The organism is Natronorubrum sulfidifaciens JCM 14089 (assembly GCF_000337735.1).
Classification (GTDB): Archaea; Halobacteriota; Halobacteria; order Halobacteriales; family Natrialbaceae; genus Natronorubrum; species Natronorubrum sulfidifaciens.
Genome location: NZ_AOHX01000043.1, coordinates 172,304 through 186,182, shown reverse-complemented (window position 1 = coordinate 186,182; position 13,879 = coordinate 172,304). Strand labels below are relative to the sequence as shown.

Here is a 13,879-nt window from a genome sequence, read left to right as displayed (position 1 = left end):
GCCAGCCCGCTCAGAGATGTGTATAAGAGACAGGCCGACGACTGCCCGCTCGTCGTGACGGTCTTCTGGGACAGCGGCGAGCGCTATCTCTCGACCGGGTTATTCGACTGATACGGACTGCTGTCCCGATGTACCGCCGATCGCCAGGATGGGGTCGGGGGTCGGTGGTCAGTGGTCAGTGGTCAGTGGTCAGTGGTCAGTGACGACAGTAGACCGTATGAGACGGCCTGCCGTCCGTCTGAAGTGCTTCCGGGCCAGACGACAATCGCTGTTTCACCTTGGCGAACCCCTTTTATGCGGTATCGTGTTCCCTCGCGTAATGACCGAACCAACCAGACGAACGCTCCTGTGTGGCACTGTGGCCATCTGTACTTTCGCTGCCGGCTGTCTCGACGACGCCAGTCTCGCCTCGTCGGACGACAATGGGGCCGACACCGACGACACTGACGACACTGACGACACTGACGACACCGATGGGAACGCCGACGGCGACGATGCGACAGTTCCCAACGACACAGCGAACGGAGAGGACGACGCGTACGAGTCTGTCTCGTTCAGTCACGCCGACGTTCCAACGGAGCCGGAGGCGACGATTCTCAGTAGCGCGACCCGCGCTGAGCGGTGGCTCGACGCCCGTGAGTTCGCCGATGCGTCGCCGACCGAGTTCGTCGCCGACACCGACTTCGCGGACAGTGCTCTGCTCGCACTCGAGGCCGACGCACCGCGACTCGATTACGAACTGGCCCTCGAGTCAGTGACGCTCGAGCACGACGAGGGGAGACCACGGCTCGTCGTCGAAGCGAGCGTCACTGAGACGGCGGACGGCATGGGTGCGACCCAGCTGGTTACGGTGGGACAACTCGTCCGGGCGACGGCCGACGGCGAGCCAGTGACCAGCGCCACCGTGACGATCGTCGACAGCAGCGGTCGAAAACACAGGTCGACACTCGCCGTCGACGCGGCGAGCGAATCGGCGTCCGGAAGCGACCGTGACAGCCGCTGAGACGGATTGCTGTACCGGGTTATCGGGCACGACTGCGATTCTGCTGTTGGTGTGCTGGGCTGACCGTCGGTGGGACGTCTAAGAGTGCAGCCCGCTCAGGGCGAGTGTTCGGCTTCGGTGAGTCGCACGACGAGCGTCTCGTCGACGTCTCTGAGATCGTACTCGGGGAGTTCGCCACCGGTTCGGCGCACGTACAGCGGTTCGACGAGTCGTCGGGTCGATACCCGCTCGTGTTCCGACTCGCTCGAGTCGGCTCCGGCTGCGTCGTCGGCCGTCGGCGCCGATTCCGGCGTGTTCTCGCCGTCGTCATCGCCCACGCGCTCGAGGCCATAGATCTTACAGAACTCGGCCGTCTCGGCGGGTTCGACGGTTCCGTTTCGAAGCTGTTCGGCGAGCGACCGCGAGAGCCATTCGTCGTCGCTGACGCTTGGCTCTTGGACGAGCGCCTCGTCGACAAAACGGGTGAGATACCAGTTCAGATCGTTCAACAGCGAGACGGCAGCGCCGACGCTGACCGTTCGGAGGGCGATTGCGTTCTCGAAGGGACGCGTGAGGTCGTACGTTGCAAGGGCCTCGCGGGACGTCTCCCGGGAGAGGAGTTCGTACTGGAGGGTGCAGTCGTCGTTCCCGATGAGACAGACGCGAGTCACGATTCTAGTCTGTGGTCGGTGCGTCTGTGTAATGTCGGTTACGGATCAGGGCTCGATCAGGGTCGCGTTCTTCGCTGCGTCTGCAGCGCGCTCGAGCAGGTCGTCCGGTTCGGCGTTCAACAGCGGCTCGAGGCGGGCGTTGGTTTCGACGCGGTCGGGGGCGACACGGTTGCAGCCGGCGTTGATCGTCGAGTCGGTGAACGTATCGATCTCGCGGGCTTTGGCGACGATATCCTGTTTGTCCCACGTGAGCAGTGGCCGGTGGATCGGCAGCCGGGTGGCCCGGCTGGTGACGCCGAGGTTGCGGACGGTCTGGCTCGACTTCTGGCCGACCGCCTCGCCGGTGACGATCCCGTTGGCGTTGACGCGCTCGGCGAGTGTTTCGGCGGCCCGGTAGAAAAAGCGCCGCAGCGAGAGCATCCGGCCCTGGTTCATCTCCTCGACCAGCAGATCGACCGTCTCGCCGCCGGGGATCTTGTAGACCTGCATGCCGAAATTGGGCGCGTATCGCGAGAGTTTCCGCACGGTCTCCATCGCCCGTGCTTCGTGGTCGATGCCGCCGTAGGCCCCGAGATCGACGTACGCTGGGATGACGGGACAGCCACGCCGCATCATCTCATAGGCTGCGACGGGCGAGTCGATACCGCCGCTGATCAGCGCGATTACCGGCTCCTGAGCCCCGAGTGGCAGGCCACCCGGCCCGGAGACGTGCTCGAGGTAGATGTACGCGACCTCAGATCTGACTTCGACGCCGAAGGTGAGGTCGGGGTCGTCGAGGTCGACTTCGGGCTCGAACTCGTCTTCGACGGCCTCCCAGATCGCGTTGCCGGCGTCTCGAGCGAGGTCCTCGCTGTCGTAGGGGAGCGTCTTGTCCGCTCGGCGCGCGTCGACGGCGAACGTCCCGCCGTTGTAGTGTTCGTGAGCGGTTTCGACGAGCGCCTCGATGATCCGCGCTTTTTCGGTGCTGACGACCAGTGCGGGGCTCGCGGAGACGACTCCGAACGCATCAGTCGCCGCCGCGGTCGCGTCCTCGACGGCGGCTTCGGTCGTATGAATGAGCGGTCGATTCCAGCCCTGTTCGACGTCGCCGGGGATCGAGCGGTCCTCGAGGAGCGCTTCGATGTTCTCGACCAGCAACTCCCCCATGTACCGCTTGACCGCGTTACTCTTCGTGTTGACGTCCCCGTGGCGGAGGAGGACAGTGTCGGCTCCCGGCGGGTGCATGAACTGGGATAGATGATCGGAGCTATAAGGGGATTACGAGGCTCGCGTCCGAGAACCGCGTGTGAGCACCCACCATGGTCAGTTGACCGACTCACTGATCGTCGGACTCAGCCGTCCCGTGTGGGCGTAGATGCCGATGACGAGCACGATTCCGGCGAGCAGGGGCACGATAGCACTGATCGCATAGATGGCCTCGAAGCCGAGCACGTCGACCAGCGGGAGCGACACCAGCGGTCCGAGGCCGCCGCCGACATCGCCGAGGACGTTGTTCGTCCCCATCGCGCGACCGATGCGTTCTTCGGGCGTGAGATCCGCGAGCAGCGCCGTCAGCGGGCCACCGACGCCGCCCTGTCCGGCACCGATCAGGAGACAGGCGAGCACCAATACCTCGAACCTCGAGCCGAATGCCAGAACGGCAAAGCCGACACACGAGGTCACCAGAAAGGCGAGCATGACTGGAACGCGTGCGCCGACGGAGTCGCTCAGTGCGCCACCACCGAGGGTAAATACCGAACCCGAGAGCACCGTGACCGCCATCAACATCCCCGAGGAGCCCTGTGCATCGAGGCCGAAAATAGTGATGCCACGGTCGCCAACCAGAAGCACCAGCGTCGAGAAGAGGACGCCGATATACGCGAAGTACAGTCCGAAGTTGACGAGGCCGACCGTCAGCGCCGGGACACTCGTCTCGAGGTCCCACGGTTTGACCGACTCGTGTTCGTCTTCGACGTGGGTTTCGGGGACGATCAGATAGGCAATGACACTCGCGAGGCCGGCGAACGAAGCCGCGAGGACGAACGCCTCGACGTTCCCCCAGAGGTCGCTCACGACGCCGCCGAGGACGAGCCCGGCGGGGAAGCCGAACGTGATCCCCGCACGGACGATGCCCATACTGGTCCCTCGAGAGTCGGCCTCGCTGACGTCGGCCGTGATCGTGTACGCGGTCGCGAAGACGAGCGCACTGCCGACTCCCCAGAGAATCCGGGCGAGCAGAAACCAGAGTTCGGGCAGCGGCGAGAGGATCGCGACGACGTACATGAACGTCGCGACGGCCTCGATCGCCAGCCCGGCGATAAACGGCGTTCGGGTGCCGATGCGATCGATGAGGACGCCGGCTGGCGCGTTGGCCACGAGCCGGGTAAACCGGTTCGCACTCAGGATGAGTCCGACCATAAACGCCGAGATACCGAGCACCTCGCCCAGATTCGGCAGGATCGGGAAGATAACGCCGCCGCCGAAGCCGACGAAGAAGGTACTCGCGACGACGGCGAGGACGATCCGGTTCGAACTGGCTGATGGCAGGGACACTGGCAATCGCTCTCGAGCGCTGTTTCGATTGAAACTCGCTACGCGTCTCTGACAGGCGTGGGATAAAGGGCCTATCGAAAGCGGTGCTCACTCGGTCACGACGTGATACGTCGCTCTCGTCTCGAGACTGCACTCGAACTACGCTGCCAACTCCTGTTGAAAATCCCTTTTTCAGGTGTGGTTTGGATCGAAATGCACGGACACTACAGATGCTAATTGATCACTCGATTTCTAACTGGCCGCTCCCGCCGTCTCCCTCATTGCCGTTCTCGTTCCATTCGAGTTCGAACTCGATGCTCAATTCACCGGGCCCGTCCGTTGGCCCCTCGCGTTCGGCTTTGACCTCAAACGTCGGGCGCGCTGGTGGTTCCATTGTCACGGACTCAGAACCGGATTTGAGTGTGACAGTATCACCTTGCTCGAGCTTATCAGCGACACTGTGGAGATACGATGCGATTTCTTCTCGGGTCTGGTCACTCTCTGATTTGAATAGGACTTCTTCAGGCATAATGAACAATATGCTGCCTGCACCAATAAGTGAATCCCCTGTACAGATCGCTGAGGCTATCTAACTCGTAACTTCTCGAGTCTCTCGAGCGAGCCGGCAAACACGTATATCCACGCGTGGTGAGCGGACGAACACAGATGCTCGAGCAACGGGATGACAGAGTCTGGACGTACGAAGAGCCGCTCCGATTTCTCGGCCTCGAGATCGGCCGTATCATGACCGTGATTCGACTCTCGAGCGGTGGGCTCTTCGTCCAGTCGCCGGCCGAACTGACTCCCGAACTGCGAGCGGCACTAGACGACCTCGGCGACGTTCGGTTCGTCGCGCCGGCGAGCAAACTCCACGGGCATCTCTACATGGAACAGTACCGGGCCACCTACCCCGACGCCGAACTGCTGGCTGCACCCGGACTCCCCGCACGGCGGCCCGACCTCGGGTTCGATCAGCTGTTGGGCGACACGCCCGACCCGCGGTGGGCTCCCGACATCGATCAGGTCGCGATCGTCGGCCACCGGTGGCTCACCGAACTCGCCTACTTCCACCGACCGAGTCGAACAGTGATCCTCGGCGACGTCGGCTTCCACATCGGCGAGGGGAGTCCGCTGACGACCCGGCTCGTGGCCCGCGCATTACGAGTCTACGAACGGGTTGGGCCACCGCTCGAGTTCCGGCTCACGATCGCAAACGAGGCGTCGTTTCGCCGATCGATACAGGACGTCCTCGCGTGGGAGTTCGATCGGGTCGTTCCCGGCCACGGAGAGATCATCGAGACTGGGGGCAAACGGGCCGTCCTCGAAGGGTACGACTGGCTGCTCTAGACCGCCAAAAACGAATCCTGTCGAGCAGGCTGCTTCAGAACGTCGTCAGTTCGCCGTCGATCACGCGACGGGTGATGTCGGTGACGTTTGCGAGTTCTGCGTCGACGATCGCTTCGATGTCGGCTTCGACGTCGCTGAGTTCGACGCCGTCCTCGGTGACGACGTGGACGTCGGCGACGTGGGGCTGGTCGATCGGGCGACCGATCTGGGAGAGCAGGCGCACGCGCAGGTCACGGATGCCGTCGACCTCACCGACGACTTCGTCGGCGATTTCGGTTGAAAGCAGGTTGTAGATCTTGCCGATGTGGTTGACCGGATTCTTGCCGCTCGTGGCTTCCATCGACATCGAGCGGTTGGGCGTGATGAGGCCGTTCGCGCGGTTGCCCCGACCGACGGAGCCGTCGTCGCCCTGCTCGGCGGAGGTGCCGGTGACAGTCAGGTAGATCGAGCCCTCCTCGTAGTCGTCGGCCGTGTTCACGTGGACAGTGACGTCGCGGTCGGTGTGTTCGCTCGCCACCTCGGCGACGAACTCGCGAACGGACTCGACGGCCTCGGCGTACGCATCGAGGTCGGCAATGTGTTCGTCGACCATCGCCGCCGCGACGGTGACGTCGATCTCGTCGCCCTCACGTTTGCCCATGATTTTGATGTCTGTCCCAACGTATGGGTTCTCGTCGGCGAACTCGCCGTTGAGTCGACGCTCGGCCTCGAGGACGATCTGTTCGGTCTCGGTCAGTGGGGCGTGGCCGACGCCGAAACTCGTGTCGTTGGCCATCGGGACGCTTACCTCATCCTCACCGAAGACGTCCTGCAGATCGCCGCTTCCTTCGCCGAGTCTGATGTCGACGACGATATCCTCGCCGACGGTGAGCTGTGGAATCTCGGACTCGAGGTACTCGCGGGCGGCCCGCAGCGCGATGGTCTCGGCGGGGAACGTCTGGCCGTCGTAATGTTTGGTCGCGCGGCCGACGATCAGCAGATAGATGGGATCGACGACTTCGCCGCCGCCGAAGGCGGGTGCGGCTTCGCCCGCGACGAGTTGGGTCTCGTCGGTGTTGAAGTGGAGCACTTTGCCGATACGGTCGAGATACGCTCGAGCCAGCGCGCCGGCGACGGCCTCGGCGACTCCGTCGCTGATCGAATCGGGGTGGCCGATCCCCTTTCGCTCGACGATCTCTACTTCCTGGTCTTCGACTGCCTGTCGGTCGATCGGCTCGACCCGAATGTTCCGCTCGCTCATTACCGGACGTTGGTGGACCGTGGTTCTATAACTTGCGGAAACAGAATCGGTGTGAAAAATGCTTACAAGTAATACGCTGTTGGGGAAGCGCTTCCTCAGGACTCGAGTAACAGCCCCAGGTACGATGTCCGAAGCTGGTCGGCTGGATCGAGCCCGAGTTGCTCGAGGACGTCATACGCGCCCTCGCGGGCGGTCTCGAGGTCGGCGTCGTCCTCGACGTCGGTTTCGACTTCGACGTACTCGCCGACGTCGTCGACGGCGTCGAGCGTGATCGTATACTCCTCGAGCGCGAACCGTTCGCGCTCCTTACGGACCGTCGCGGCGGGCGCAAAGCCGAGATTCGTCAGGATGGCGTCCATCGTCTCGCCGTCGCCGACTGCAGTCTCGAACTCCTCGCGGCTTTTGGATTCGCCGTCCAGCAGGGGGCCCTTGTAGGTGACACGCGTCTCGTCGGCCCCCGACTCGGGGGTCGACTCGCGACGGATTCGCAGCGCTTCGTCGGTTTCGACGAACTCGCGGTGCGGGGCGTCGTAGTACGTATCCGCCTGCACGATGGTCCGCTCTCGAGTTGCGCCCAGTTCGTCGAGTCGTGTTCGAACGGCTGTGAGATCGGCAGGAACCTTCGTTTCGACTTCGTACATGGCCGAGGCCACGGGAAGCGGTCGTAAGTATCGGTCGTTCCGGGGCAAAAACGTCGACCTTAAATGTAGACGGCGGGACGTACAACGTATGACCGAGGATCAGGAGGCCGAGCTCGAGGAGCAGGCCGATGACGTCGAAGAAGCAGTAGAAGAAGACGCCGAGGGACTCCAGAACGGAGACTTCGTCGAGATCGACTACACCGCATACACCGCCGACGGCGACCAGCTGGTCGACACGACCGACCCTGACGTCGCCGAGGAAGAGGGTGTCGACGACCAGGGCCAGGAGTTCAAACCACGAACGATCGTGCTGGGCGAGGGCCACATCTTCGACGGCGTCGAAGAGGCACTCGTCGGCAGCGAGGTCGGCGACTCCGGCACCGTGACGATCCCCGCCGAAGAGGCCTTCGGCGAGTACGATGCTGACAACGTCCAGACCGTCAGCGCCGACAAGATCGACGAGGACGACCGCTACCCCGGTGCGAACGTGCAGATCGACGGCCAGCAGGGCTACATCAGCACGATCATCGGCGGTCGCGCCCGTGTCGACTTCAACCACCCGCTCGCGGGTGAGGACGTCGAGTACGAGTACGAGATCCTCGACGAAGTCGACGACCGCGAGCAGCAGGCTGCCGGCCTGTTCGAGATGTACCTCGGGATGGAACCCGACCTCTGGATCGAGACGGACGAAGTCGAAGAGGAAGTCCCCGTCGAGTCTGACGACGATGATGAGGACGCCGAGCCCGAGTTCGAGACCGAAACCGTCGAGAAGGAGACGGTCTACCTCGAGGCCACGCCCCAGATGACCATGAACCAGCAGTGGATGATAGGCAAACAGCAGATCGGACAGGACATCATCGACAAGATCGGTGTCGACCGCGTCATTGTCCAGGAAGTCATCGACGGCATGGGTGGCATGGGCATGGGCGGCATGATGGGCGGCATGGGCGGTATGGGCGGCGGTGACATCGAGGAGGCCCTCGAGGACGCCGACGTCGATGCCGACGAGATCGTCGAGGAACTCGAAGGCGCAGAGGAGTAACTCCGGTTCCGTTCTTTTCGGTTCGATAAGCCGCGACGAGCACCAGCAGCCGGTGCTGGTTCACATTCGACCAGGTCGAGAAACGTGTTCGGCTCCGGATTAGGCGATATCCCGACTCGTGTCGATCGCCACTTCTTCCGTGAGCTCGAGTTTGATCGCCTCGGTGGGCTGGCCGCCGCCGCGGAACTTCGGGATCGTGAGGTGGTTCTCGAGTTCGCTGCCGGCGATTTTCGTCCGGAGATCGAAGACAGCGTCGGCCGCGTGAAGGGTTCGCGTTCGGTTGGCCGGTGCGTGATCGCTTTTCAGACAGTGTAACACCGCGATCGAGCCGGTCTCGAGCATCTGCGATTTGAGTTCGTTACAGAACTCGATGTAGTCGTCCTCGTCGGTTCGCTCCAAGACGTCCATCGTGTCGATGATCAGGTTCGCCCCGTCGGGCAACGCCCCGATGAGTCGGGTCGCTTCCTCGAGGGGATCGGTGCTGGTGACCTGTCGGACGGTCGGACTGCCGACTGCTGACGGAGAGGCCTCGAGCGCGTGGCGGACGGCGTCGTCGGAGCGTTCGGTCGTCAGGTATAGCGTCCCGCGGGCGGCCGTCAGCTCGTACAACAGCAGCTCGGATTGGCTGGCCGGCTCGGCGCCGTAGGCGACGATACACCCCGGTGGCAACCCACCGTCGAGCTTCCGATCAAGTACGTCGATTCCGGTATCTAACCGCCCGACCATTCAATTGTGACCAGTTACCGCAGCACCCGGATAACTCTTTGGCTTCAAGTTAATTCATGAAATGAAAACAGTAAGAAGAAACGAACCGTTCAGTGAGCCATTCACTCTCGGCGACACAGAATGGAGAGATTCAAGGGCTCGGCAAGAGCCAACACGAACGAATGCGCCACGACCACCTCATCACGAGCAAACAACTCTCACGGGCGGATATCGAGACCGTCCTTGACCGAGCGGCCGAGATCGATGCCGATCCGTCGGCCGTCGCCGATCGCCACGCGAACTCGGTGCTCGGACTGCTGTTTTTCGAGCCAAGTACGCGAACGAAGATGAGCTTCGAGACCGCTATGAAACGCCTCGGCGGCAGCGTCATCGACATGGGCTCGATCGAGTCCTCGAGCGTCAAGAAAGGCGAGACGCTCGCCGACACCGTCCGCGTCACCGAAGGCTACGCCGACGCGCTCGTCTTGCGCCACCCGAAACAGGGCTCGGCGACGATGGCCAGCGAGTTCGTCGACGTCCCGCTGTTGAACGCCGGCGACGGGGCGGGCCACCATCCCACACAGACGTTGCTCGATCTGTACACGATTCGGGAAAACGCCGGGCTGGACGACCTCACCATCGGTATTATGGGCGACCTGAAGTACGGCCGCACCGTCCACTCGCTGTCGTATGCGCTGACGAACTTCGACACCCGACAGCATTTCATCAGCCCGGAGAGTCTCCAGTTGCCACGCGACGTCGTCTACGACCTCCATCAGCAAGGCGAGAGAACACAGATCCGCGAGCACGACTCGCTCGAGGAGATCCTCCCTTCGCTCGACGTGCTGTACGTGACCCGAATTCAACGCGAGCGCTTCCCCGACGAGAACGAGTATCAGAAAATCGCCGGCGAGTACCAGATCGACCTCGAGACGCTCGAGGACGCACGCGATGAGTTGACTGTGATGCATCCGCTGCCACGGGTCGACGAGATCGCCCCGGAGATCGACGACACCGATCACGCGGCCTACTTCGAGCAGGCTCACAACGGCATTCCGGTCCGAATGGCACTGCTTGATTTGCTGCTGGAAAACCACACGCGAGGTGACACCGATGAGTGACGACCACGACCACCACGATGGGCACGACGACCACGAGCTGCGGGTGAGCAAGATCCGTAGCGGAACCGTCATCGACCACGTTCGTGGTGGGCAGGCGTTGAACGTGTTGGCGATTCTCGGCATCGATGGCAGCGATGGCGAGGAGGTTTCGGTCGGCATGAACGTCCCGTCGGATCGCTTTGCACGCAAGGACATCGTCAAGGTCGAAGGTCGCGAACTGAGTCAGGACGAAGTGGACGTCCTTTCGTTGATCGCACCGGATGCGACGATCAACATCGTCCGCGACTACGACGTAATCGAGAAACACCGCGTTGAACGGCCTGATCTCGTCGAAGAGGTTCTCTCCTGTCCGAACACCGGGTGTATCACGACCGGTGACGAACCGGTGAGCTCCCGGTTCGAGGTGCTCGATGACGGGGTGCGGTGTGGCTACTGTGAGACGATCGTCAGAGACGGGATTCCCTCGTTGATCGACACCTGATCGCGGGTCTCGGCACTGACCGGCGGGTGTTCGTCTCGGTGACGCCCCGGACACCCAGTAAAGTATCCAGAATATCTAAGTGTACACCGGCCCACGATTCAGTCGTACATGTCACGTACAGTCAAAATCCTGGTTGCCCTGTTCGTTATCGCTGTCCTCTGGAAAGTCGTCTCCGGCGGCTCTTCCGACGTCGATATCGAAGAGATCGAGTACGAGCCAGCCGAGTAACGCACTGGCTGCCACCTCTGGTGGCGCGGTACTCCTGAGACGGCTGTGGCCCGGTCTCCCGATGGGGCCACAGAACTCGCGGGTGTACCCGCATTGACCGATAGATGTCCGTCTGAATCGACGGCCGGAACCGACGCACTGCTCCGACTCCGGTTCTCAGTCGTCGAGCGACGGACCGCCCCTTCTATCGACGCCGCTCCGGCCGTTGCCGGGTGGACACTCGAGTCCGGTCGAGGCGGTCTCCGTGGACTGTTGGATAGTCGCTTCGAGCTCTGTTCTCGAGCGGTCGCCATCGGCTGTGCAAGGACGATAGGGCCGTAGAAGAGTCGCTCGATTCCGAACGGCTTACGGGGACGGCAGCGTAGGCTACGCTATGTACGGCGTCGTCACGCGGAACGCAGAAGAAGTCCGATGGCCTGAGTTCGAGCGCGGATTCTACGAAGTCAAAGACGTTACTGGTCGATCCGCTGAGCCGATCGAAGATGGCGTGAATATGGTCTCTTGCTTCGGCGACAACGCCGCTGCGGATGCCGATCCATCGCTGGTCGCCGTCGACGATTTCGGCCGCCCGGCCACGCGGGACCGGACGTACTTCGACTGGGCCTATATCTGTCCCAGCCGGCAGGACTATCGTGAGGGGCTCCTCGAGATCATCGACGACTGCGTCGAGGCCAACGAGGACGTCCGACTCGACGACATCGGCTTCCCACGGCCCGAGTACTGCCGCTGTGGCGTCTGCGAGGAGTCGTTTAAAGCCAGCGAGTACGACGATCGCTTCGAGTGGCGCGCCAGCGTCATCACCGAGTTCGTCGAGGAAGCCGTCGATCGCATCCCTGGCCGCGTCTACATGACGCTCTATCCCGACCCCTATCCCGGCCACCTCTACAAGCGCGCCGGCATCGACCTCGAGGCCGTAGCGGAACATATCGACGAGTTCGTCGTCCCACTGTACGATATGGCCTACGAGACGACCTACTGGCTCGAGACGATCGCCAAAGGCTTCGAGAGCGCACTCGAGACGCCGTTTAACATCGAGCTGTACGCAGTCAACATCGATATCGACAAGTTGATCCACGCCACTGAGGTCGCTGAAGCCTACGGCAACGACGTCTTCTTCGGCTACGAAGCGAGCAACGCGCGGGCGGCCCTGCGGCGCAGACGAGCCGACGAACAAGACGGCGTGACACACGGCGAGCCGGGAACGGACAACTGAAACGGTTGCGGGCGGGAGTTTCGCCGACGGGCAGTGCCAGACTGCGTGCGGACTCGCTGATCCCGTTCTGTTTACGGCGAGGTGGATCTCACCGGGTACGTGTCTCGTCGTCGTCGTCACCAATTAGCTCATCGTCGTCGGTGAGTCCGTCATCGTCGTCACCGATCAGATCATCGTCGTCGTCACCAATTAGCTCATCATCGTCGGTGAACCCGTCATCGTCGTCACCGATCAGGTCATCATCGTCGTCGTCACCAATTAGCTCATCATCGTCGGTGAACCCGTCATCGTCGTCGCCGATCAAGTCATCGTCGTCGTCATGCATCCCCGTGTCTCGATCGGTCCCTCGCTCGCTGTCTGTTTCCATACCAGTCGAACGGCTGGTGCCGGTGGCACCGCCGCCTGTTCCCGAGACGTCGCTCTCGAGATGAACCGCATCGTCCGTGACTCGAGCGACGGTTTCTTTCTGCAGCGGGTATGCGTCTTCGTCGGTCCCGCCCCAGCCGAGTTTTGCCTTGATTGTGTCTGTGATTCCGGGGTCCGGTTCGACGTGTGCTGTTCCGTGTTCGACGTCTGCGACGATGCCAACATCATCGCCGTTTGCGTTGATAACGGTCTTGCCGATGTCGCTGTCAGTAAACTCTGTGGGCATTGCAGCACAGTAGACGCCGAGCGGAAGGAAGTTGATGGTGCTTGCGCTGGCTTGCGGCCACGGCTGGCTGTCGGCTCACCTGCAATGAGTTTTACACGCATCCCACCGCAGCCGTGCGGTTAGGTGCCTTAAGCCAGTGCGTTACGTCTCGAACTCCGGCTCTCGGCCCTCGAGGAAGGCGTTGACACCCTCCTCGTGGGCGTCGGAGGTTCGGGCCTGCACCTGCAGCAGGTTCTCGTAGTCGAGTGCGTCCGACCACGGGCGGGCAATGTTCTCGTGCATCGCCTGTTTCATCAGGCCGATGATCTCCGTCGGTCGTTTTTGCAGTTGGGAAACGGTGTCGTCGACTCGCGCGTCGAGTTCGTCGGCCGGAACCGCCTCGTTGACTAACTCGAGGTCGGCCGCCCGCTCGGCACCAAAGAACTCGCCCGTAAAGGCGAGTTGCTTGGCAGCGCGCAGACCGATGATGTGTGGCAACATGAACGTGCCACCGGTGTCCGGAATCAGACCCACGCGAACGAACGCACAGGAAAACGTCGCGTCTTCGGCCGCGTAGGCGATGTCCGCGAGGGCGACGATTGCCAGCCCAGCGCCGATGGCATCCCCGTTGACTTTCGCAACGATCGGGACGGGACACTCGAGCAGTGCTTCGACGACGCGACCGAACGTCTCGGTGACTGACTCGTAGGCCGTCCGCGTCGATTCGGGCGCCTGCGCCAGCGCCTGCATGTCGCCGCCGGCGCTGAAGGCATCACCCTCGCCCGTGATGACGATCGCGTCGTACTCCTCGACCGAGGCGTCTTCGATCGTTTCGGCCAGATCGATCGCTGTCTCTTTCGTGAGCGCGTTGAGCGCGCCCGGTCGATCGAACGCGATCCGACACACGTCACCGTCGCTGTCGACGTTCATGCTCAACGGGTTATTGCCACGACATATAATGATACCCGTTCAGGCGACAGCGGCGGCGTTTGCACGCTCACTCGAGCGCCTGTCGGCTACTGAACGAGCGTCGGTGAAAACATCGAGTGAGTCCGGTCGTGGGCCG

General features: G+C 62.4%; 15 protein-coding genes and 1 pseudogene. 7 read left to right on the top strand and 9 right to left on the bottom strand.

Annotated elements, in window-relative coordinates:
* A pseudogene (locus C495_RS17700) lies at positions 1 to 111 on the top strand (PLP-dependent cysteine synthase family protein); the annotation flags it as partial.
* A gap of 208 nt (positions 112 to 319) precedes the next feature.
* On the top strand, positions 320 to 1,003 hold the full coding sequence (locus tag C495_RS13865; RefSeq protein WP_008163962.1) for a hypothetical protein: 684 nt from the start codon (positions 320 to 322) through the stop codon (positions 1,001 to 1,003).
* Positions 1,004 to 1,098: 95 nt separating this feature from the next.
* Here the strand turns inward: C495_RS13865 and C495_RS13860 are convergent, their stop codons facing one another.
* The 4 genes from C495_RS13860 to C495_RS13845 form a co-directional block, all read right to left on the bottom strand.
* On the bottom strand, positions 1,099 to 1,653 hold the full coding sequence (locus tag C495_RS13860) for a DUF5804 family protein (protein ID WP_008163959.1): 555 nt from the start codon (positions 1,651 to 1,653) through the stop codon (positions 1,099 to 1,101).
* 45 nt (positions 1,654 to 1,698) lie between these two features.
* Positions 1,699 to 2,877: a tRNA sulfurtransferase gene (locus tag C495_RS13855; RefSeq protein ID WP_008163958.1), complete on the bottom strand. Its 1,179-nt coding sequence runs from the start codon at positions 2,875 to 2,877 to the stop codon at positions 1,699 to 1,701.
* Positions 2,878 to 2,955: 78 nt separating this feature from the next.
* Complete coding sequence (locus tag C495_RS13850; protein WP_008163957.1) at positions 2,956 to 4,185, bottom strand: MFS transporter; 1,230 nt, start codon at positions 4,183 to 4,185, stop codon at positions 2,956 to 2,958.
* A 220-nt stretch (positions 4,186 to 4,405) separates the two neighbouring features.
* Positions 4,406 to 4,693 carry an amphi-Trp domain-containing protein gene (locus tag C495_RS13845; protein WP_008163955.1) on the bottom strand — a complete coding sequence of 96 codons (288 nt, stop codon included), beginning with the start codon at positions 4,691 to 4,693 and terminating at the stop codon, positions 4,406 to 4,408.
* 137 nt (positions 4,694 to 4,830) lie between these two features.
* Between C495_RS13845 and C495_RS13840 the strand changes: the two genes are divergently transcribed.
* On the top strand, positions 4,831 to 5,511 hold the full coding sequence (locus C495_RS13840) for a DUF4336 domain-containing protein (protein ID WP_008163953.1): 681 nt from the start codon (positions 4,831 to 4,833) through the stop codon (positions 5,509 to 5,511).
* 34 nt (positions 5,512 to 5,545) lie between these two features.
* Here C495_RS13840 and C495_RS13835 read toward each other — a convergent pair whose 3' ends face one another.
* Together C495_RS13835 and cyaB are read right to left on the bottom strand one after the other, a co-directional pair.
* Positions 5,546 to 6,751 carry a methionine adenosyltransferase gene (locus C495_RS13835; protein WP_008163951.1) on the bottom strand — a complete coding sequence of 402 codons (1,206 nt, stop codon included), beginning with the start codon at positions 6,749 to 6,751 and terminating at the stop codon, positions 5,546 to 5,548.
* Between the two features lie 95 nt (positions 6,752 to 6,846).
* Positions 6,847 to 7,392, bottom strand: coding sequence for a class IV adenylate cyclase (cyaB, locus tag C495_RS13830; RefSeq protein ID WP_008163949.1), 546 nt, complete (start codon positions 7,390 to 7,392; stop codon positions 6,847 to 6,849).
* A gap of 88 nt (positions 7,393 to 7,480) precedes the next feature.
* Between cyaB and C495_RS13825 the strand changes: the two genes are divergently transcribed.
* Positions 7,481 to 8,434, top strand: coding sequence for an FKBP-type peptidyl-prolyl cis-trans isomerase (locus C495_RS13825; protein WP_008163947.1), 954 nt, complete (start codon positions 7,481 to 7,483; stop codon positions 8,432 to 8,434).
* 99 nt (positions 8,435 to 8,533) lie between these two features.
* Here the strand turns inward: C495_RS13825 and C495_RS13820 are convergent, their stop codons facing one another.
* Positions 8,534 to 9,160 (bottom strand): RAD55 family ATPase, encoded by a 627-nt coding sequence (locus C495_RS13820; RefSeq protein ID WP_008163944.1) that lies wholly within the window; start codon positions 9,158 to 9,160, stop codon positions 8,534 to 8,536.
* A 161-nt stretch (positions 9,161 to 9,321) separates the two neighbouring features.
* Between C495_RS13820 and pyrB the strand changes: the two genes are divergently transcribed.
* From pyrB to C495_RS13805, 3 genes are all read left to right on the top strand, one after another.
* On the top strand, positions 9,322 to 10,260 hold the full coding sequence (gene pyrB, locus C495_RS13815; protein WP_008163942.1) for an aspartate carbamoyltransferase: 939 nt from the start codon (positions 9,322 to 9,324) through the stop codon (positions 10,258 to 10,260).
* Positions 10,253 to 10,741 (top strand): aspartate carbamoyltransferase regulatory subunit, encoded by a 489-nt coding sequence (pyrI, locus tag C495_RS13810; protein WP_008163940.1) that lies wholly within the window; start codon positions 10,253 to 10,255, stop codon positions 10,739 to 10,741. The genes pyrB and pyrI overlap by 8 nt, the downstream gene beginning before the upstream one ends.
* A gap of 601 nt (positions 10,742 to 11,342) precedes the next feature.
* Complete coding sequence (locus tag C495_RS13805) at positions 11,343 to 12,182, top strand: hypothetical protein (RefSeq protein WP_008163937.1); 840 nt, start codon at positions 11,343 to 11,345, stop codon at positions 12,180 to 12,182.
* 88 nt (positions 12,183 to 12,270) lie between these two features.
* Here the strand turns inward: C495_RS13805 and C495_RS13800 are convergent, their stop codons facing one another.
* On the bottom strand, positions 12,271 to 12,834 hold the full coding sequence (locus tag C495_RS13800; protein ID WP_008163935.1) for a hypothetical protein: 564 nt from the start codon (positions 12,832 to 12,834) through the stop codon (positions 12,271 to 12,273).
* Positions 12,835 to 12,975: 141 nt separating this feature from the next.
* Positions 12,976 to 13,743, bottom strand: a complete 768-nt coding sequence (locus tag C495_RS13795) for an enoyl-CoA hydratase/isomerase family protein (RefSeq protein ID WP_008163933.1) — start codon at positions 13,741 to 13,743, stop codon at positions 12,976 to 12,978.
* Between the last annotated feature and the right edge of the window lie 136 nt (positions 13,744 to 13,879).

Bases quoted from the DNA above. Each gene is read 5' to 3' on its own strand.
- cyaB (WP_008163949.1), bottom strand. From the start codon at position 7,392: ATGTACGAAGTCGAAACGAAGGTTCCTGCCGATCTCACAGCCGTTCGA.
- C495_RS13825 (WP_008163947.1), top strand. From the start codon at position 7,481: ATGACCGAGGATCAGGAGGCCGAGCTCGAGGAGCAGGCCGATGACGTC.
- pyrI (WP_008163940.1), top strand. From the start codon at position 10,253: ATGAGTGACGACCACGACCACCACGATGGGCACGACGACCACGAGCTG.
- pyrB (WP_008163942.1), top strand. From the start codon at position 9,322: ATGCGCCACGACCACCTCATCACGAGCAAACAACTCTCACGGGCGGAT.
- C495_RS13855 (WP_008163958.1), bottom strand. From the start codon at position 2,877: ATGCACCCGCCGGGAGCCGACACTGTCCTCCTCCGCCACGGGGACGTC.
- C495_RS13805 (WP_008163937.1), top strand. From the start codon at position 11,343: ATGTACGGCGTCGTCACGCGGAACGCAGAAGAAGTCCGATGGCCTGAG.
- C495_RS13800 (WP_008163935.1), bottom strand. From the start codon at position 12,834: ATGCCCACAGAGTTTACTGACAGCGACATCGGCAAGACCGTTATCAAC.
- C495_RS13840 (WP_008163953.1), top strand. From the start codon at position 4,831: ATGCTCGAGCAACGGGATGACAGAGTCTGGACGTACGAAGAGCCGCTC.
- C495_RS13820 (WP_008163944.1), bottom strand. From the start codon at position 9,160: ATGGTCGGGCGGTTAGATACCGGAATCGACGTACTTGATCGGAAGCTC.
- C495_RS13835 (WP_008163951.1), bottom strand. From the start codon at position 6,751: ATGAGCGAGCGGAACATTCGGGTCGAGCCGATCGACCGACAGGCAGTC.
- C495_RS13845 (WP_008163955.1), bottom strand. From the start codon at position 4,693: ATGCCTGAAGAAGTCCTATTCAAATCAGAGAGTGACCAGACCCGAGAA.
- C495_RS13865 (WP_008163962.1), top strand. From the start codon at position 320: ATGACCGAACCAACCAGACGAACGCTCCTGTGTGGCACTGTGGCCATC.
- C495_RS13795 (WP_008163933.1), bottom strand. From the start codon at position 13,743: ATGAACGTCGACAGCGACGGTGACGTGTGTCGGATCGCGTTCGATCGA.